This is a genomic window from Rhodanobacter sp. G2-10 (assembly GCF_055809185.1).
Map to the genome: position 1 here is coordinate 2858599 of NZ_CM147900.1, position 19333 is coordinate 2877931.

Below are 19333 nucleotides of genomic sequence, written 5' to 3' on the forward strand. Positions count from 1 at the left end.
TCAGTTCCGGATCGGTGGATTGGTTGAAGATGCGGCGGGCGTACCGCTCGCCGGCGCCGTGGAATCGCCACCGAACAGGTTCTGCACGCCTTGCCAGAAGCAGCCCTCGGTATCGGGGGGCAGGCTGCCGGCCACCACCGGCACCTGCTGCGCGCCCTGGCATTGCGGTTCGGTGCGCTTGCCGTCCTCGGGATTGACCCAGGCCATTTCCAGCCCCGCACCGGGTGCGGCGGACAGCGGCCGGGTCGGCAGCTTGGCGAACAGGTCGCGCCAGGCGCGCAGACCGCCGCTGGCACCGAACAGGGTGGTCGGCTTGTTGTCGTCGCGGCCCATCCAGAACACCGCCAGATGCTCGCCGGTGAAACCGGCAAACCAGCTGTCGCGCATGTCGTTGCTGGTGCCGGTCTTGCCCGCGGCATGCAGCCAGGCGAGGTTGGAATTGCCGATGGCGCTGGCAGTGCCATACTCGGCCACCTGCTGCATCGCCCAGGTGGTCAGCCGCACCGCGTCCTGGTATTCACCGGGGCCGGGCTGCACCTGATAGCGCTTGATCGTGCGGCCGTTGCCATCGAGCACGCCCCGCACCGCCAGCAAGGGCAACGCATGTCCGTCGGCGGCGAGGTACTGGTACAGCTGCGCCACCTGCAAGGGCGCCAGGTCAAGCGCGCCGATCAGCAGCGAGGGGCTGGGGTTGATGTCGCCGATGCCGAAGGATTTCAGGAATGCCTGGATCCGCGGCAGTCCGACCTGCATGCCCAGATGGATCGTCGCCAGGTTCCACGAATGCGCCAGCGCATCGACCATGATCAGCGGATCGTGGCTCTGGTGATCGTCATTCTGCGGCGTCCACACCTTGCCGTTGGGCTGGCGCATGCTGATCGGACTGTCGTCCATCAGGCTGGCCAGATTCCAGCGTTCCGGCTGGGTCAACGCGACCAGGTAGACGAACGGCTTGATCGTGGAACCGATCGGCCGCTGGATGTCCAGCGCGCGATTGAAACCCGGTTCGCCCGGCGTGCGACTGCCGACCACGGCCAGCACGCTGCCGGTTTGCGCATCGGTGACCACCGCCGCCGCCTGCACGCCGTCGCCCCGTTTGCCCAGGCCCTTCAATGTGCTGGTGATGGCCTGTTCGGTATACAGCTGCGCCGCCGGGTCGAGCGTGGTGAAGATCGACAGATTGCCCTCGCGCAACGACTTCTCGTCGAAGTCGGCAGTGATCTGCTTGCGCACCAGGTCCATGAAGGCCGGGAACCGATTGTGCGGCAGCTGGCCGTCCTTGATGATGTCCAGCGGCGCTGCCTGGGCGGCGTTGAGTTGCCCGGCCGTGAGCAGGCCGGTGTCGAAGAATTCCTGCAGCACGAGGTTGCGCCGCGCCAACGCACGCTTCGGCGCGCGACGCGGGTCGTAATAGCTCGGCCCTTTCACCAGGCCGACCAGCAGCGCGATCTCCTGCGGCCTGAGCTCCTGCAGGCGGCGCCCGAAGTAGAACTCCGACGCGGCGCCGAAGCCATGCACCGCCTGGTTGCCTTGCTGGCCGAGGAACACGTCGTTGACGTAGGCCTCGAGGATGCGCCCTTTGCTGTAATGCGCCTCCAGCAACAAGGACATCAGCGCCTCGTTGATCTTGCGCGTGAAGGTCTGGTCGCGGCTGAGAAACAGGTTGCGCACCAGCTGCTGGGTCAGCGTGGATCCGCCCTGCACGGTATGTCCGGCGCGCAGGTTGGCAAATGCCGCCCGCGCGATGGCGCTGAAATCGATGCCGATATTGCTCTTGAAGTTGCGATCCTCGACCGCCTGCAGACCCTTGACCAGCAACGGCGGCACGTCTGCCAGCTGCACGAAGCGGCGCTCTTCCTGGGTGGCGCCATACAGCGTGGCGATGCGTGCGGGATCGAGATGGGTCAGCTTGATCGGCTTGCCGCTGCTCGCATCCTGCACCGACGACACATCGCCCCGGCCCAGGCTCACCCGGATCCGCTTCGGCAACTCGCCGCCATCCGGCCCTGCATAGCCGCGCGAGGAAATCACGTAGTGCGAGCCCTTCTTCACCCAACTGCCCGGCACTTCGCCGCGGGCATCATGGCTGTAGCCGGCAAAGGTCAGCTCGAGCTCCAGCGCCGCGGGCGACATCGGCTCGCCGACCTGCAGCGGCAGCGGTCGCGCATAGACTCGCGTGGGCACCGCGAACACGAGGTCGTTGAAGCGATCCTGCACCCGCTTGTTGAGTACCAGCACGTAGGGCAGCACGAAGCCGACCAGCAGGCCCAGTGCGATCCAGAAGGGAATGCGCAGCCACGGCCAGCTGCGGCGTGCGAGGGAACGGGTACGAGTCAGGAAAGCCAACGTGGGGAAATCCGCCAATCAGGTGTTTCGATCATAGGGCCTGCACCCCGGCGCGCAAATGAACGCAGGAGGCGGTTTTGTGGCCAAACGCGGGCAATGCGGGCAGAGCCATGCGAGCAATTTGCCAGTCCAGCCGACTACGCCGGCGGCTGCCACATCGCGGCATCGGGCTGGAACGGGCGGGGCTGGAGATGCAGCAGGCGCTGCAGCTCGGCGTTGTCGGCCACCAGATCGTGGTCAAGCCGACTCAGCGGGCCGCGCAGCGGCGCATACCACTGCCGGCCGAGCCGCAGCAGCCACGCTGGCAGCGGCACGGGCCATGTCGCGCAAGGCAGGCTCTTGCGCACCCGCGCAAACATCTCCGGATAGGGCAGCCGCTCGCCGCCGCCGATCGGAATGATCTGCCCGGCCGCGGCAGGACATTCCAGCGCCGCCAGCACCGCCTGCGCAAGGTCATCGGCGTGCACTGGCTGGCGCAGACCGCGACCGGCGGGGATCGGAAACAGCCGGGTCCGCATCGCCCGTCGCGCGATCGGCGTGAGACTCTGGTCCAGCCCGGCGCCGTACACCAGGGTCGGACGCAACACGGTCCAGGCACAGCCGCGTCGCGCGCAGATCCCGGCCAGTGCCGTCTCGCCGGCGCACAGCTGCCGCGCGATCTCGCGTTCGGCCGGCACGGCGGAGTCGCGCTTGGATTCGGCGCTCATCGAACTCGTTGCAATCACGCGCGGGGTTCCGACCGGGGTCATCCGCCCCAGCCATTCGGCCAGCGCCTGCAACGGGCCGAAGCTGATGATCGCCGACAGCTCAGGCAGCGACGGCATCGCGTCAGGGAGGGAGCCGAGCAGCCACTCCACGCCCTCCCGCGCTGGTCGCGGAATCCGGCTCAAGGCCACGATCGGCTCGCCGCTGGATTTCAGGCGCGGCAGCAGGAAATGGCCGATCTGGCTGCTGCCTCCGACCACCAGCACGGTCATGCCGCGCTCACTGCCCGCCCTGCAGGCGGGCACTCAAGTCGCTCAGGCGCGGGTGATTCGGCGCCAGTTTGCGCGCGTGCGCCAGCGACTGGCTGGCGCCGATGCGATCGCCGTTGTCCAGTTGCTGCTCGGCGCGATCGAGCCAGGCACTGGCCAACTGGTTGCCGAGCACGCCCTGCGCAGAGTCGCCCGGCGCCAGCTGGGCGAGGTTGGCGAGCATGTCACCGGCCTGCCCCAGCTTGCCGGCGGCCAGCGCCTGCTTGAACTGTTGCCTGACCTCGTCGGGCAAACCCTGCAAGCCCTGGCGCGCGGCTGCGCTGTTGCCGTCGATCGCCAGCGCGCTGCGATACAGGTCGTAGGCGCTGTCGCCGGGCGGCATCATGATGTTGCCGCTGCGTGTAGCCTGCTGCGCACGCTTCACCAGTTGTGCCACCGCCGCGCTCTGCGTGGGCGACAGCACTGCCGTGACGACATCGCCACGACTGTCGCCAGTGTCCGCGCCGGAATTGTTCGACGCGGTGGCCGCCTTGCTGCGCAAGCGCGCGCGTGCCGCCGCGAGATCGGCCGATTTCGGTGCCAGTTGCGCGGCCTGATCGAGCAGCTGACCGGCCTGCGCGGTATCGCCGGCATCGATTGCTGCGTTGGCCTGCACGGTCAGCGCCTGCGCCACGTCACCAAGGCCCGCCTTGGCTTCACTGCTGTCCGGATCAAGTGCCAGCGCCGCCTTGAAACCGGCCAGAGCGGTGTCGTCGCCGGATCCCGTGATGCGGCCGGCGCGCAAGGCCTCACGGCCGCGCTGGAGGGCGGCCTTCAGCGCGCCATCCTGCTGCTGGCGCAACTGCGCCTGCAGGGCGCGCAGGGCCGGCAAGGCACCGTTGTTCGGCTGCAGCGCGCTGAGTTGTTCGATGCTCGCATCGGCCTTGGCCAGATCGTTCGATTCCAGCGCGTCGTGCGCATGCACGGCCAGGGCGTTGCCCACCTGGTCGAGCCCATGCCGCGCCACGGCATTGCCGGGGTCGGCCTGGAGCACGCGCCGATACAAGGCGCCGGCGCCTTGCGGCCCCTCCAGCTTGCCTGCCGCCAGGGCCTGCTGGGCTTGATCGACCAGGTCCACGGTTTGCACCTGCGCCGCCTGGGCGCGGCTGATCAGCGTGTCGAGTCGATCGACATCGCTGCCGCCGCCGAGCAGTTCGCGCGCCACCGCGGCACGCTGCGCCGCCTCGGCCAGCTGGCCAGCCTGCAGCGCGGCATCCGCACGTGACAATTCGGCCTGGCCCACCTGGCGCAGGCCCTCGCGAGCACGATCATTATCCGGCTCGCGCGCCGCCACCTGCTGGAACAGCTCGCGTGCGCTGGTGCCATCCTGGCCGTCCAGACGGCCATCCTTCAAGGCTTGCTGTGCCTGCGTCAGCACGGTGTTGAGGTCGGTACGCGGCAACATGCCGCGCAGGTTGCCCTGGTTCAACCACAACAAACCTGCCAGGACGACCATCAGCAACCCCAGCACGAGGCCAGGCCAACGCCGCCGCTGGCGTCGCACCGGTGGCGCGGCGGCCGCGGGCGCATGACGGGGTCGACGCGGCTCGACGGTGACCTGCGGCAGCCCGTCCGGGTCGCGCGGGAGCGGTTCATCCACGCGGTCGAGATCGCCCAGGGTGGGTTCACTGCGTAGGTGTGGCCTGTTGTCGTTCGGGTCCCGGCGAGTGCTCATGGTCCATGACGCTGGAAATATCAGCCGCAGCTTAACATCGGGCCAGCGGCCCGCCTTGCACCACCACCACCGTCGTTCAGCATTCAGCCGATGCCGACACGACGCGCATCGGTCACGTTCGGCAGCGCCGACAACTTGCCCAGCAGGGTCGACAGCTGCTCGAAATCACGCACCCGCAAGGTGTAGCGCATGTCCACCTCGCCGCTTTCCGGATGCAGTCGGCTGGCGGAGGCCAGAATGTGCGTGCCGGCGTTGCTGATCACGTTGGTGACATCCTTCTGCAGCTCCTTGCGGTCGTAGCCGCGCAGCTCGATGTCCACTTCATAGGCCTGGCTCGCGGCCCGGCCCCAGCTCACCTCGATCACCCGGTCCGGATCGCGTCGCAGCAGGCGCGCCAGGCTGCCGCAATCGGCCCGGTGCACCGACACGCCACGACCCTTGGTGATGTAGCCGCGCACGGCATCCCCCGGCAACGGTTGGCAGCAACGCGCCAGCGTGGTGAGCAGGTTGCCGATGCCCTCGATGCTCAGCGCGCCCTGCTCCAGTGCGGTTGGCCGCGCCGGCGCGGGTGCGGGCGTCGGTGTCGCCGCCGGCGGATGCGCGGCCTCCTGCAACACGCGCGCGATCTGGCCCGGGGTGACTTCACCCAGCGCCAGTGCAATCAGCAACTCGTCCTGTGTCTGCAGGTGAAAATGCGCGGGCAGCTTGCCGATTTCGGCCTGCGGCAGGCCCAGTCGGCGCAATTCGCGCTCGAGCATGCCGCGGCCAACGGTGAGATTGGTGTCATGCGCGATACGGCGAAACCAGGCGCGCACCTTGTCTTTCGCGCGCGCGGTGTTCAGATAGCCGTGGTGCGGCGACAGCCAGTCACGGCTGGGTTCGGCGACCTTGGTGGTGAGAATTTCCACCCGGTCACCGCTCTGCGGCTGAAACGTCAGCGGCACGATGCGGCCGTTGACCTTGGCGCCGCGGCAGCGATGCCCGACCTCGGTGTGGATCAGGTAGGCGAAGTCCAGCACCGTGGCGCCGCGTGCCAGGTCGAACACTTCGCCCTTGGGTGTCAGCAGATAGACGCGATCTTCCAGCAATTCGGTCTGCAACTCCGCCGCCAGCGTGCTGTCGTCGCCGCTGCGCGGCTCCAGCAGCTTGCGCATCCAGGCGATCTTCGCCTCGAACTCGGCGTCGCTGCCGCCGCCTTCCTTGTAGCGCCAGTGCGCGGCCACGCCCAGTTCGTTGGCGCGGTGCATGGCATGGGTGCGGATCTGCACTTCCAGGGTCTTGCCGGACGGACCCAGCACGGCCGTATGCAGCGACTGGTAACCGTTCGGCTTGGGCCGCGCGATGTAGTCGTCAAACTCGTTCGGCAGATGCGGCCAATGCGCATGCACCACGCCCAAGGCGGCGTAGCAGTCGGTGATGCTGTCGACCAGGATGCGCACCGCGCGAATGTCGTACAGGTCGGAGAAGTCCAGCGACTTGCGCTGCATCTTCTTCCAGATCGAATAGATGTGCTTGGGCCGCCCGGCCAGGTCGGCACGGATGCCCGCGGCGTCGAGCGCCTGCTGCAGTTCATCCAGGGATTGGCGGATGAATTGCTCGCGATCGGCGCGCCGCTCGTCGAGAAGCTTCGCGATCCGGCGGTAGGTGTCCGGCTGCAGGAAGCGGAAGGCCAGATCCTCCAGCTCCCATTTCAGCTGCCAGATGCCGAGCCGGTTCGCCAGCGGGGCATGGATGTCGCGGCTAAGCCGCGCCAGCGCCGCGGCCTGCTCCGGCGGCAGCGCAACCGCAGCCCGCATCCGCGCGAGCTGCCGGGCCAGCAACACAAACACCACGCGCAAATCGCGCACGATCGCCAGCAGCAGCCGGCGCAAGCCTTCGGTCGAGCCCTCCGTCGAGCGCTGCGCGTGCAGCGCCCAGACCTGCTCGGCGGCTTGCTGGCCGGCCACGAGTCGCTGCAACTCCGCCGGCAACCTGACGCTGCGCGATGCCCACAACGCCGGATCCGCACGCGCCAGCTCGAACCACAGGGCAGCCGCCTGGGTCTGCGCGTCGCAGCCGAGCATGCCCAGCAGGTCCAGCGTGTCGCCACATTCGGCTTCGGGCAGCGGCAGCGTGGCCGCCGCCCGCAGCGCCTCGGCCAGTTCTTGCGGCAAGGCGTCGGCGCGTTCGCGCCAATGCGTGAGGCTGGTTGTGGGTGGACGTGGAGACATGTCGCCAAGGTTCCTTGCGTGCGACCATAGTAACGAGAACGCGGATCGCCACGCGCGCAGCAGCGGTTTTCGGCTGCACGCTTGGCTTGTCGTGAGTTCACGCGCAGAATCAATGTTCGCCGCTCGCATTCAGAGGAATTCGTCCATGCCGATCCGTCCCCGCCACCTGTTGTCGCTGCTGCTGATTCTTCCCCTGGGCGGTGTCTATGCACAGACACAGCAGCCGTCCAACGGACTGCAGCAGCGCATGAGCAGCGCCGAATTCCACGCCGCTGGCCTGGACAAGCTCTCGCCGCAGGAATTGCAGAACCTGGACAACTGGCTGAGCAAACACACCAAGACCACCGTCAAGATGGTGGATTCCGGCGGCAAGCCGGTGTTCTACCCGGACAAGGTGAAGCGTGAAAAGATCAATGCCCGCATCAAGGGGCATTTCAGTGGCTGGGACGGCAACAACGAATACACCCTGGACAACGGTCAGGTGTGGCAACAGATCGGTTCGGATACCGTGCAGTGCATGACGGCGGACAACCCGCCAGCCAAGGTCAAGCCGTCGTTCATGGGCAACTGGCTGATGTACGTCTCCGGTTGCAATGGCAGCGTGCACGTGGAGCGGGTTCGCTGACACCGAGGTTTCAGTCCCATAGCGCCAGCGCCCGGGCCAGCCGCTTGGCCGACACCGGCTCGGCGGTTTTCAGCTCCTGCGCGAACAGCGACACGCGCCATTCCTCGATCAGCCAGCGCAGTTCGGCAAGGTCCGCCGGCGCCGCCCCCGCGGCGCGATGGTGAAGGTAGGCACGCCAGTACGGCATCACCTGCAGCATCCGCTGCTGGTCTTTCGCCGGATCCTGGCGCAGCCGTTCGCCGCGCAGGCGCATCGCTTTCAGGTAGCGTGGGTAGTGGCTCAATCTCGACGGTGACAACTCGCGCAGGAATCCGGCAGTGAGCAGCGCATGAAGCTGTTCATGCATGTCGTCGTAACTGGCACGGGCAAAACCCAGCAGCGGTGGATCGAGCCAGGGCTTCAATTCGGCCTGGGCCTCGACAATCGGCTCGGCCAGCTTCAGGCGTTCGACACCGGCACCGAACAGCTCGCGCGAGCATTGCGAGCGCAATGCCTCGAACGCGGCAGCAGTGCGCACATCCAGCGCATGGCTGGCCAGCAGATCCTGGAATCCGCCTTCGACGAGGTCTTCGCGCAAGCCGTCCACGCTGCCGAGCGGCGCATACTGCAACCCCATCGCGTTGCTGATCGGCAGCCGACGCCGCGCCTGTTTCGCCTCGCTGGCCAAGGCATTGCGCAGCAGTCGCACCACACCTTGTCGGTGTGCTGCGCGCGCTTCGTCATCGCGCTCGAACACGCGCAAGGCCACCGTCTCGCCCAGATCGACCAGTGCCGGGCATGCGACCAGGCCACTGTCCGAACGCACCTGCGCCGGGATTGCCTCGAAATCCCAACTGGCCACATCCTCACGCGTTAGCTCGATATCGGTCTTGCGCGAAAAAGCCTCGCGCGCCCGGCCTTCCCATTGGCCGCGGAGTGCCAGCAAATCACGGCTGCTGGCCAGGGTCTTGCCCCGCTCATCATGCAGCCGATAGCGCATCAGGAAATGCGGCGACAGTTCGACTGCGGCGAATTCGTCCGCACCGATCGCCACACCGGTGGCGCGCTTCAGGAAGGCCGCCAGTACCTTGGCCAGCGGTTCGTCGCGCGGCGCTTCAGCCTCGACGAAAGCGCGCGCGAAGTCCGGCGCGGGCACGAAGTTGCGGCGCAGCGCCTTGGGCAGGCCACGAATCAGTTCGGCCACCTTGTCGGCGAGCAGGCCCGGCACCAGCCATTCGCAGCGCGCGGCCGGCACGGCGTTGAGCATGGCGAGCGGCAGCTGCAGGGTCACGCCATCGGCTTCGTCGCCGGGCACGAAGCGGTACTCCAACTTGTACTTTTGTGTTGCCCCGGCCGATGGTCGCTCCTGCGCGTCCTGCGCTCGCGGCACTCGGACATCCATGTCCAGCGACGCTGGAAATGCCTTCGCATCCAGCCCGGCGCTGCCGCCCATCACCTCGTCCAGTGACCAGCGCAGCGCCGCCTGCTCGGCCGGGCGCGCCTTGCGGTACCACGCATCGAGTGCGCGGCCGCTGGCAATCTCCTCCGGCAGCTTGCCCTCGAAAAACGCGACCAGATCGTCTTCGTGACGAATCAACCCTTCACGGCGCTGCCTGGCCTCGATGCCGAGCGCTTCCTCCAGCACGCGCTGATTGGCGCGGACGAAATCCGCCTTGGTGTCGATGTCGCCACGTACCAGCCCTTCGCGCAGAAAGATCGCGTGGGCCAATGCCGGATCCTGCTGCTGAAACGTGACCGGGCGCTTCTCCACCAGCACCAGGCCGAACAGGCTGACCTGTTCATGCGCCACCACGCAGCCGCGCTTCTTCGACCAGTGCGGATCGCGGCATTGCGTGCGCAGCAGGTGCTCCGCCTGCTGCTCGATCCACAGCGGTTCCACCCGCGCATTCGCCATCCCCCAGACGCGCCCACCCACGTCGAGGATCTGCGCCGAAAACACCCAGTTCGGCGGCGCCTTGGCCAACGCGGACCCGGGAAAAACATGGAATTTGCGCTCGCGCGTGCCTTGGTAGACGCCCTTCTCGTCCTTGCGGCCGACCTGGGTCGGCAGGCCAGCCAACAAGGAGCGATGGATCGCCTCAAAACGGCGATCGGCCGCTGTCTCTTGGTCCACGTCGCGCTCCTTGCGTTCGCCTCCTTTGCCCGTCCGCGACCGGACGGAGTCTCTTTGCGGGTGGACGAGGTTTGAGGTGAGGGGCGGGTGCTCGCCGGAATCTCGGCCGCCCGCGCTCTTGCGTGAAATCGCCGCCCGGGCGCCCGGAGTTCGTCGCGATCGTGTCCCCTCATCCCGACCTTCTCCTCGCGGGGGAGAAGGAGCAGAGCCGCCAGTACCAAGTCGCCAGCCAAGTTCCTCGACCACCACCAACAACTGCCGATGCAACTCCCTCCACTCGCGCATGCGCATGAAGCTGAGGAAGTGCCGCGAACACCAGTCGCGCAGCTTCGACTGGGTCAACTCCTCATGCGCGTCGTGGTAGGCCCGCCACAGGTTCAGCACGCCGATGAAGTCCGATTTCGGATCAGCAAACACGGCATGCGCAGTGTCAGCCTGCTGGCGCGCGTCGCCAGGACGCTCGCGCGGGTCCTGGATGCTGAGGAAGGAAACGATGGTGAGCAGCTCGCGCAAGGCATGCAACTTCTCGCCCTCGACCAGCATGCGCGCCAGCTGCACGTCGATCGGCAGGCGCGCCAGCATGCGTCCGATCGTGGTGAGTTTTCGCTGGTCGTCGATCGCGGAAATCTCGGTGAGCCGGCGGAAGCCATCGGCGACCACGCGCGGGTCGGGTGCATCCAGGAACGGGAACTCGTCGACCTCGCCCAGCTTCAGCGCCAGCATGCGCAAGATCACGTTGGCCAGTGACGAGCGCAGCAATTCGGGATCGGTGAATGCATCGCGACCAGCGAAGTCGGTTTCGTCGTACAGCCGGAAGCAGATGCCCGGCCCGACCCGGCCGCAGCGGCCCTTGCGCTGGTCGGCTGCCGCGCGCGAGATCGGCTCCACGTGCAGCCGTTCGAGCTGGCTGCGCTGGCTGTAGCGCTTGACGCGCGCCGTGCCGGTGTCGATCACGTAGCGGATGCGCGGCACGGTCAGTGAGGTCTCGGCCACATTGGTGGCCAGCACCACGCGGCGCTTCACGCCGGGTTTGAACACGCGATCCTGATCCCCAGCCGAGAGCCGCGCATACAAAGGCATGATTTCGGTCTCGCGATATTGCCGACGCGACAGCAGTTGGTGCGCGTCGCGGATTTCGCGCTCGCCGGGCAGGAACACCAGCACGTCGCCACGCGGGTCCTCGTGGCTGATCTCGTCGAGTACGGCCGCGATGTGTTCGGCGCTGCCCTGTTGCAGGTTGCGACGCTCTTGTAGGAGCGCACCCTGTGCGCGATGCTCTTGTTGTTGCTCTTGCGAGGCGGGCTGTGCCCGCCGTTCGCGCACAGGGTGCACTCCTACAGTGTCGTTGACCGGCCGCCAGCGCAGCTCGACCGGATACGCCCGTCCTTCCACCTCGACCACCGGCGCACCGCCGAAGTGCTCGGCGAAACGCGCCGTGTCGATCGTCGCCGACGTCACGATGATCTTCAGCTCCGGTCGCTTGATGGCCAGCCGTTTGAGATAGCCGAGCAGGAAGTCGATGTTCAGACTGCGCTCGTGCGCCTCGTCGATGATCAAGGTGTCGTAAGCGCTGAGCCAGGGATCGCCCTGTGTTTCGGCCAGCAGGATGCCGTCGGTCATGAACTTGATCAGGCTGCGTTCCGAGACCTGGTCAGTGAAACGCACCTGGAAACCCACGACCTCACCGAGTGGCGTGCCCAGCTCCTCGGCCACGCGCCGCGCCATCGAACGTGCGGCCAACCGGCGTGGCTGGGTGCAACCGATCATGCCGGCCTCGCCGCGGCCGGCAGCCAGGCACAGCTTGGGCAATTGGGTGGTCTTGCCCGAACCGGTCTCGCCGGCAATCACCACCACCTGATGTTCGCGGATCAGCTTGACGATGTCGTCCGCGCGCACGCTGATCGGCAACGCATCGTCGAGCCGAATGACCGGTTTGGCCGCGGCGCGTGCGCGGCGTTTGGCCGCGGAGCGCTCGATATCGGCGATGAGCGCCCCCATCTTCTTTTCGTCGGGTCGACGCGACAGCGTGCGCCAGCGTCCCAGCAGGCGACCGAAATCGCGGCTGCTGACTGCATCCAGTTGTCGGCGCAGTTTGCGCAGGCCTGGATCGGCGGCGGCGGTGGGCGTCGGCGAGTGTTTGTCGTTCATCGGACTGCGCATGATAGCGGCTGGCGCCAGCCGACCCGATAGTCACCGGCTATCGGCGGCATCCGAAGGATTCATTTCACACGCGCCCACCCGCCCGTTACCGTTGATCCATTGCATTCACCCACCCGGAAGGAGCAACACATGGCCATTTCAATCGGCATCGCCAGGAAGGACCGTGAAGCGGTCGCCAAGCATCTGTCCAAGCTGTTGGCGGACACTTATTCGCTGTATCTGAAAACGCACAGCTTCCACTGGAACGTGACCGGCCCGCAGTTCAACAGCCTGCACCAGATGTTCGAAACCCAGTACGTGGCGTTGTGGACAGCGGCCGATGAAGTTGCCGAACGCATCCGCACGCTGGACGTGTTCGCCCCCGGCTCCTACAGCCAGTTCGCCAAGCTCAGCTCGATCAAGGAAGAGTCCGGCGTGCCGGAATGGAAGGAGATGGTGAGCCAGCTGGTCGAGGGCCACGAAATCGCCGCCGCAACCGCGCGCGACACCATCAAGTCAGCCAACGACGCGGGCGACGAAGGTACCGCCGACATGGTGACCGGGCGCCTGATGGATCACGAGAAGACTGCGTGGATGCTGCGCTCGCTGCTGCGCTAGGCTGCGGCGGTGCATCGATGGCCGGCGGGCAGAGCCCGCCCTACGCAACAAAGCTGGCGGGCGGAGCCCGCCCTACGGCGTTGTAGGGCGGGCTTTGCCCGCCTTGTCGCGGCCAGGCGCTGCGATAGTCCGTATCCCGGGCTCCCGCCGCATGAACCAGTTGGGCACGCCCAACACGGATTCCTGTCGAACCACGACAAATCCCAGCGTTTCGTAGAAGGCCACGTTGATCGCCAGATCCGTTTCCAGCCAGGCGGTTTGGCCTTGCGCGTCGAGATGCCGGCAGCACCGATTCATCAATGCCCGCGCCACCCCCTGCCTCCGCCACGCGGGTGATACCGCGAGCGGGCCCACGTGGGCGTGCGGCTCCTGCGGATCGTTGCGCGCCCAGGTTTTGAGCCAACGATGAATGCGCAAGACGCCGAGCGGCGGATTGCTGACGATGATCGCGCCGGCCATGCGCAGGATTTCTCGTGTTGACGGACGACAGCGGCCTGGCTTCATCATGCCCAGCACGCCGATCAGCTCCTGGTCCGCAAATGCACCCAGCAGCGCACCGTTCGCATGGACGTGGAGCAGCAGTTGGCGCAGGAATCGCAACAGGCGATGTCGGTGGCGCGTCACACCGCCACCGAACACCTTCACGTGCAACGGATTGTCACGCATGCCGTCGGCCAGCAGTGCCGCGGCCGCGTCCAGTTCGCCCCGTTCCAGCACCCTGATCGCAAGCGCGGGGCCGGCATCGACCGACGAAGGCGATGCCGGCTGCCGTGCCATCAGAAGCGGTAGATCGCCGCAAGCCCGGTGCGCGTCGGCATGCGTTCGACGGGCACCATCACCACCTCGCCACCGGCGGCCAGCACGCGTTCGCCGAGATCATCGAGCACATCGTCCATCTCCGGATCATCCAGCTCTCCGAGCGACAGTGCCCCGCTGCTGGCATCCATGCGACCGGCCACATGACGTTCGGCTTCAAGCAACAAAGTGTCGATACGACCAGCGACGGCTGCCTTCGCCGCCATGGCCAGGTCGTCGGTAGCCTGTTCACGCGGGACCGCCGCATGAAAGCGGTCGACCAGACCGGCAAGCCGGTTCAGATAATGGGGCTGCAGCTGTTCCCATACGCGCTCACGCAGGGCATCCAGCGTCAGGTCGTCCGGATGGACATCGATGCTCTCCGCAAGCAGGTTCGGGTTGCGGCTGATCTCACGGAACAGGTGATGGTGTTCGGGCATCGCAGCCAGCAACAACGGCAAGCCCGTGGGCCGCGAGTGATGCTCGAGCACGGCGCGGTCCACCGCGCGGAAGAAATGCTCGGTGTCCGCCCGGATGGCGTCCTGCTTCACGTCGCTGGCGCCGTGGCGCCCCATCGTCTGGTGCTTGACCGGACCGTGGGTACGGATCGCGCGTTCCCGTTCGATATCGCGGTCCAGCGCATCTGCCAGGGTCGACGGAACCGTCGGCGCCAGCTCGATCTCATCCACGCTGTCGCGATTGCCTTCGAACAGGCGCACCTCGTGGCGATTCAAGCCCAGCACCTGATAGCGGTCGGCGGATTGCACGATGCGCAGCAAGGGCTTGGTGTGGAAGCTGTCGGCAACCACGGCGAGCTCGGCAACCGGTCGTTGCAGTCGGTAGACACGCAGGAAATCCGGCGCCACCAGCACGGCCAGTCCGTCCAGGCTCTGATTCCAGAACCTGCTGTCTTTCGCCAGCGCGTGCAGCGGCGCCAACAGCGGCGCGACATCGCGTTGCGGATACTTCTTCTGCAGGGATTGGGCTAATTGCTTGACCAGGTTGCCGAAGCGGATCGGATCCTGGAGGTTCTCCGGGTGCCGACGATGCGTCGGCTGGTACAGCGACAAACAAGGTCCGGCACGATCGGCCAGGATGACATCAGGATAATCATTGGCAAGCAGATCCACGGTCGACAAACTCCTCGGCTGCGGTTTCCCCCTCCTGTCAGACATCTGGCCGATGGCGACGCAATTCAAGCTCCCACGCGGGCATCGGCACACATCACTTCGCAGCTGACACGGAGGCCGACATCCTTCGTCAAGCCCGCGGCGCCCGAGTCACTTCCCGCGAGCGGAAAGTGACTCGGGCCATCCTCAACCCTTCGGTGCCGGCCCCTTCACCGCCATGACGAATCCGTCCGGGCGGATGTGCTGCGCGTAGGCATGCTGCACGTCCTTGGCGGTGAGCTTGAGGTAGTGCTCGCCGGCAATCGTCATCGCATCCAGCGGCTTGCCCTCGATGGACAGACTGAGCAACTGGCCACCGATCGCGCCGAAGCTGGATTCGCCCAGCGGGATCTGCCGCAGCAGGATGCCCTTGGCACGCTTGAGCTCGGTTTCGGTCACCGGCGCCTGCTGCATCTGCTTCAAGTCCTGCACCACGATCTTGCTGGCCGCCGCGACCTTGTCCGGATCGGCGCCGAAGGACACCGAGTAGGTGCCGCGATGCTTGTCCAGGTCGAATCCGGTGCCTACGGTGTAGACCAGCCCGCGCTTGTCACGCAGGTCGTGGTATAGGCGCGATGCGTAGAAGCCGCCACCAAGCACCTCGTTGCCCAGGTACAACGCATAGCGCGCCGGGTCGTGGCTGGTGACGTCGATGATTTGTTCCATCTGCACGCTGTCCTGGCTGGCGCTGCTATCGGGCACGTTGAACTGCCCAGGCTTGTTGGCCGGCACGGCGGCGTAATCCACATCCGGCTTGGGGCCCTCGGCCTTCCAGCCGCCAAAGGCTTGTTCGACCACCTGTTTGGCCTGCGTCGGATCGACCTTGCCGACGATGACGATGGTGGTCATGTCGGGACGGAAGGTTTGCGCGTAGTACTGCTTCACCTTGTCCAGGTTCAGCCCCATCACGTTCTGCGGCGTGGCATGGCGCAAGGAGGGATCGTGCGCCGGAAGCAGCGCCTTTTGCAGGCCCATCCCGGTGAGGAACGCGGGCGACTGCAACTGCCCGGCCACGGCCGCGGCGGTCTGGTGTTGCACGACGGCGAACGCCCGCGCCGGCAACGCCGGATGCAGCTCGTTGTCGGCCAGCAGCTTGATGCCCTCGGCAAAATGCGCCGAAGGCACCGCCAGCGAGAAGCTGGTGCCGGCGCTGACGTGGGCACTGATCTGATCGAGCGCCTGCTGGAATTGGAGCCGGTTCATGTCGGTGGTGCCAAACGGGAACAGGCCGGCGAGTACGTCGGCGACACCTTCCTCACCCTTCGGCGCCTGCAGATCCTGGTTGGTCTTGATCTGGCCGTACACGGCCACGGTGTCGCTGATGGTCTCGGGCTGCACGATCACGCGCAGGCCGTTGGCCAGGGTGTAGGAGACCGGCTTCAGGCTGGACCGCGGCAGCTCAAGCTGGGCAAACGCTTTCGCTGCCCAGTCGGGCAAGGTCACCGGCTTGTCCGGGCTGGAAGCAAAGCTCTCGGCGCCGCCAAAGCCCTTGCCGGCAACCGGCTTGCCCGAACTCTCGGGGGTCAAGATCGCGGTCACTGCGTGGGTCGGATCGAACGTGGCCTTGGCCAGCGCGTTCACCGCGGCCGGCGTCACCGCCTCGACCGCCTGCTTCATCGCGTCGGGCGATTCCAGTCCCTGCATCGACAAGGCGCTGGACCAGGCATTGGCCAGGCCATCCACCGAGTTCTTCTTGAACTCCAGCGCCGCAATCGCCTTGCGCTTGGCTGCCTCGACCAGGGCCGGATCGACGCCCTTGGCGGCCGCCTCGGCCAGGATGCCGCGCATGCGCTCGAGAATCGGCTGCGGATCACCGCCCTTGGGGAACGCTGCCAATGCATAGTCGACGCCAGCATGCGGCATCGCATTTCCTGCAAAACCGCCATACAGCGCAGTGCCGTCAAAACGCATGCCGGCCAGCGCCGCGCGCTGCGAGCCCAGCGCCTGGCTCAACACCAGCGACGTGGCGTAATCGCTGGAGCGCAAACCCGGCGACCGATAGGCGACCGCCACCAGTCCATAAGGGCTGTCGGTCGGCAGCTTGATGGTTTTCGCCTGCACCGGCTTGAAATCGAACGTGGGCCGCGCCGGCAAGGTCTTGCGCGCGATGTCGCTGAATTCGCGCTTCACCTTGGCCAGCGTGGCGACCGGATCGACATCGCCGGCAATCACCAGGATCGCGTTGTTGGGCACGTACCAGCTGTCGTGAAACTGCTTGAGCATCGCCGCGGTGGTCTTGTCGAACGAACCGCGCGTACCCAGCGCCGTATGCGCATACGGCGTGCCGTCGAACATCTGCGCCATCAGCTGGGTCTGGAACTTGTAGGTCGGGCTGGACATGTCCCGCGACACTTCCTGTTCGATCGCGCCACGCTCCTTCGCCCAGGCCGCCTGATCCATGTCCACGCCGCGCATGCGCAGGCTCTGTACATGCAGCGCCACGTCCAGATCCTGCGCCGGCGCGACGAAGTAGTACTGGGTCACGCCCTGCGTGGTGTCGGCGTTGAACGCACCACCCATGTTCGCCGCGATCGCCGCCAGTTGATCCTTGCTGAGGTCGGGACTGCCGCGGAACATCATGTGCTCGACCGCATGCGCGGTGCCGGGAAAGCCCTTCGGCACCTCGTTCGAACCGGCCAGATAATTCATCTCGGTTGCCACCACCGGCGCCAGCGTGTCGCGCACGATCACCACGCGCATGCCGTTGTCGAGCGTGGCACGAGTGACGTCGGCGTCGCTCCCGGCAGCCATGGCACCGCTTGCAGCCAGCGCGAGGGAGATTGCCACCGTCAGTTGTACGAATCGCTTCTTCATCCATAGGTCCTTTTGTTTGAGCAAAGCAGACGCGACCCCCGCGTCCCGAGGTGAATTCAATTGGGCAGGAACGGGTGCGACCGCTGCTGCAATCCATGCCAGCCGCGGCGGGCAAGCCAGAACAGGATCAGCGCGATCACGATCCAACCCGTCGCCAACACGCCTTCCGCCTGGGCCACGGATCGTGCGCTCCAGTCGTTCCATATCTGCGGCAACAGCATGGAAAGGCCCATCAGCCCAGACAGGCCGATCATCAGCACGACCTTGGCCAGACCGGGCAACGGGCTGCCGCCCAAAACACTCAGCACCATGGCCAGCAGATAGCCGAGGCAACCCAGCGCAATCGCCAGCATCAGCGGCCCCACCGACCATCCGCTGCCCACGCTGGCCGCACCGATCCAACCCACCGCCAACAGCAAGCCCAGACGAATGCCCGGCAGACCAATCGCCGCGCGCAGCAGGACGGACTTGCCACGTTGTGCCGAATTCAACCCGGGCAACAACGTCAGCAACGGAAGCTCGGCGTTCGGTCGACTCCAGCGCAGCGTCAATAGTTCAACCGGCATCATCACGACGGCCAGACTGAATACCGCAAACACCCAGCTCAACGCGTGAAAACCGTCGCGACTGAAGATGTAATGCCAGGCACGCGAAAAGCCCTGATCGTCGAGCGTGAGCGCAAAGTAGATCAGCCCGAACGCCGCCACGAACAGGACCACCGGAACCCACTGACAAAGGCGACCCATGATGGTTTGCGGCAGGTACACGCCACCCAATGCGGTGCGCAGCGACTTGCCCGGCGCCCGCGGACCGACGCCACGCAAATCCGGGCGCGCCAGCAACCAGTTGGGCCGCGCACGAATCAAGCTCGCGTCGGCCAGCGGATCGCTTGATGACGCCGATCTGCCGAGCCGCAGATTGATCAAATTAGGCGCGAGCCATCCTTTCCGGGGATACTCGCCGCGCTGCAACCGGCGCCAGCGCCAAGCGAGCACAAGCACCAATGCGACAGCCAGCGTGCCAGCCCATGGCACGAAGCGCGCATCGAACAGCCCGGGCATCGGAATGACATGGCTCAGCGCGCGATGAAAAATCAGGAAGACCAGGTACAACGTCAACCAGAGATAGGCCGGCATGACCATGAACAACATGGCACCGGTGGCTGCCAACAGCTGCATCACGGCAAATTCCGACACATGCCCCTGCGGGAACTGGAACAGCATCGGAACGCCGATCCACAGCGCGCCATACAACGGCAGACTCCACGCCACGTCGCGACTGACTCCCGGCAGACGCAGCTGACGCGCCGCGAGCGTCAACAGCAAGCCGTTCGGCATCAACAACAGCCAAAACACTGCATTGGTTGTTACCAACATGGCCGCGCTGAACGCCAGCTCATGTTGCGCAGGGGCCAAGGTTCGACCCAACGCGACCCCTGCGACCATCAATGCCAGCACGGATACGGCCAGCCATCGCGATGATCGCGGCGCGGCCATCCAGGGTGCCAACAGGATTCGAAAGAAATTCATGACATGGATGCTCGCGTTGATGATTGAACGATCTGCGCGGATGCCGCTGTTAGGCGCGCATCGCCCGCATGCGTTCGCGGCAGCATCCGCCTCGAAGGCAGTAACCCGTCGATGTCAGCTAAAGACAACGCCGTTCCGCGCTGATGCGCAGCGCCAACCAACATGCGCGGCACTCCGGATTGATTGCGCAGCAGGCTGGCTCGCGCGCAAACGATGGATTCGTGCGCCACCCATGAAGGCGCGCAGCCTCGCGCCAACGGTTTCAGACTGACCCAATTCATCCTGAT

At 66.1% G+C, this 19333-nt stretch carries 12 protein-coding genes; 3 read left to right on the forward strand and 9 right to left on the reverse strand.

What is annotated here, in order from left to right; translation table 11 throughout:
* The 4 genes from mrcB to AC0L58_RS13065 all read right to left on the reverse strand — a co-directional run bounded on the left by mrcB (position 1) and on the right by AC0L58_RS13065 (position 7244).
* Positions 1 to 2346: a penicillin-binding protein 1B gene (mrcB, locus tag AC0L58_RS13050; protein WP_473684064.1), complete on the reverse strand. Its 2346-nt coding sequence runs from the start codon at positions 2344 to 2346 to the stop codon at positions 1 to 3.
* 137 nt (positions 2347 to 2483) lie between these two features.
* On the reverse strand, positions 2484 to 3323 hold the full coding sequence (locus tag AC0L58_RS13055; protein WP_473684066.1) for an SDR family oxidoreductase: 840 nt from the start codon (positions 3321 to 3323) through the stop codon (positions 2484 to 2486).
* 7 nt (positions 3324 to 3330) lie between these two features.
* On the reverse strand, positions 3331 to 5034 hold the full coding sequence (locus tag AC0L58_RS13060) for a hypothetical protein (protein ID WP_473684068.1): 1704 nt from the start codon (positions 5032 to 5034) through the stop codon (positions 3331 to 3333).
* Positions 5035 to 5117: 83 nt separating this feature from the next.
* Positions 5118 to 7244: a RelA/SpoT family protein gene (locus AC0L58_RS13065; protein ID WP_473684070.1), complete on the reverse strand. Its 2127-nt coding sequence runs from the start codon at positions 7242 to 7244 to the stop codon at positions 5118 to 5120.
* 145 nt (positions 7245 to 7389) lie between these two features.
* Between AC0L58_RS13065 and AC0L58_RS13070 the strand changes: the two genes are divergently transcribed.
* The gene (locus AC0L58_RS13070; protein ID WP_473684072.1) at positions 7390 to 7869 is read left to right on the forward strand and encodes a hypothetical protein; all 480 of its coding nucleotides are present in this window, start codon (positions 7390 to 7392) and stop codon (positions 7867 to 7869) included.
* Positions 7870 to 7879: 10 nt separating this feature from the next.
* Here the strand turns inward: AC0L58_RS13070 and hrpA are convergent, their stop codons facing one another.
* The gene (gene hrpA, locus AC0L58_RS13075) at positions 7880 to 12142 is read right to left on the reverse strand and encodes an ATP-dependent RNA helicase HrpA (RefSeq protein WP_473684074.1); all 4263 of its coding nucleotides are present in this window, start codon (positions 12140 to 12142) and stop codon (positions 7880 to 7882) included.
* A gap of 129 nt (positions 12143 to 12271) precedes the next feature.
* On the opposite strand from hrpA, the gene AC0L58_RS13080 reads away from it, so the two are divergent.
* Positions 12272 to 12739: a Dps family protein gene (locus AC0L58_RS13080; RefSeq protein ID WP_473684076.1), complete on the forward strand. Its 468-nt coding sequence runs from the start codon at positions 12272 to 12274 to the stop codon at positions 12737 to 12739.
* A 72-nt stretch (positions 12740 to 12811) separates the two neighbouring features.
* Here AC0L58_RS13080 and AC0L58_RS13085 read toward each other — a convergent pair whose 3' ends face one another.
* The 4 genes from AC0L58_RS13085 to AC0L58_RS13100 all read right to left on the reverse strand — a co-directional run bounded on the left by AC0L58_RS13085 (position 12812) and on the right by AC0L58_RS13100 (position 18893).
* Positions 12812 to 13384 (reverse strand): GNAT family N-acetyltransferase, encoded by a 573-nt coding sequence (locus tag AC0L58_RS13085; RefSeq protein ID WP_473684078.1) that lies wholly within the window; start codon positions 13382 to 13384, stop codon positions 12812 to 12814.
* A gap of 131 nt (positions 13385 to 13515) precedes the next feature.
* Positions 13516 to 14664, reverse strand: coding sequence for a baeRF3 domain-containing protein (locus AC0L58_RS13090; RefSeq protein ID WP_473684080.1), 1149 nt, complete (start codon positions 14662 to 14664; stop codon positions 13516 to 13518).
* A 186-nt stretch (positions 14665 to 14850) separates the two neighbouring features.
* Positions 14851 to 17517 (reverse strand): M16 family metallopeptidase, encoded by a 2667-nt coding sequence (locus tag AC0L58_RS13095; RefSeq protein WP_473684081.1) that lies wholly within the window; start codon positions 17515 to 17517, stop codon positions 14851 to 14853.
* A gap of 56 nt (positions 17518 to 17573) precedes the next feature.
* On the reverse strand, positions 17574 to 18893 hold the full coding sequence (locus tag AC0L58_RS13100) for a hypothetical protein (RefSeq protein WP_473684083.1): 1320 nt from the start codon (positions 18891 to 18893) through the stop codon (positions 17574 to 17576).
* Here AC0L58_RS13100 and AC0L58_RS13105 point away from each other — a divergent pair.
* Complete coding sequence (locus AC0L58_RS13105) at positions 18892 to 19317, forward strand: hypothetical protein (RefSeq protein WP_473684084.1); 426 nt, start codon at positions 18892 to 18894, stop codon at positions 19315 to 19317. The genes AC0L58_RS13100 and AC0L58_RS13105 overlap by 2 nt on opposite strands.
* Positions 19318 to 19333: the final 16 nt, after the last annotated feature.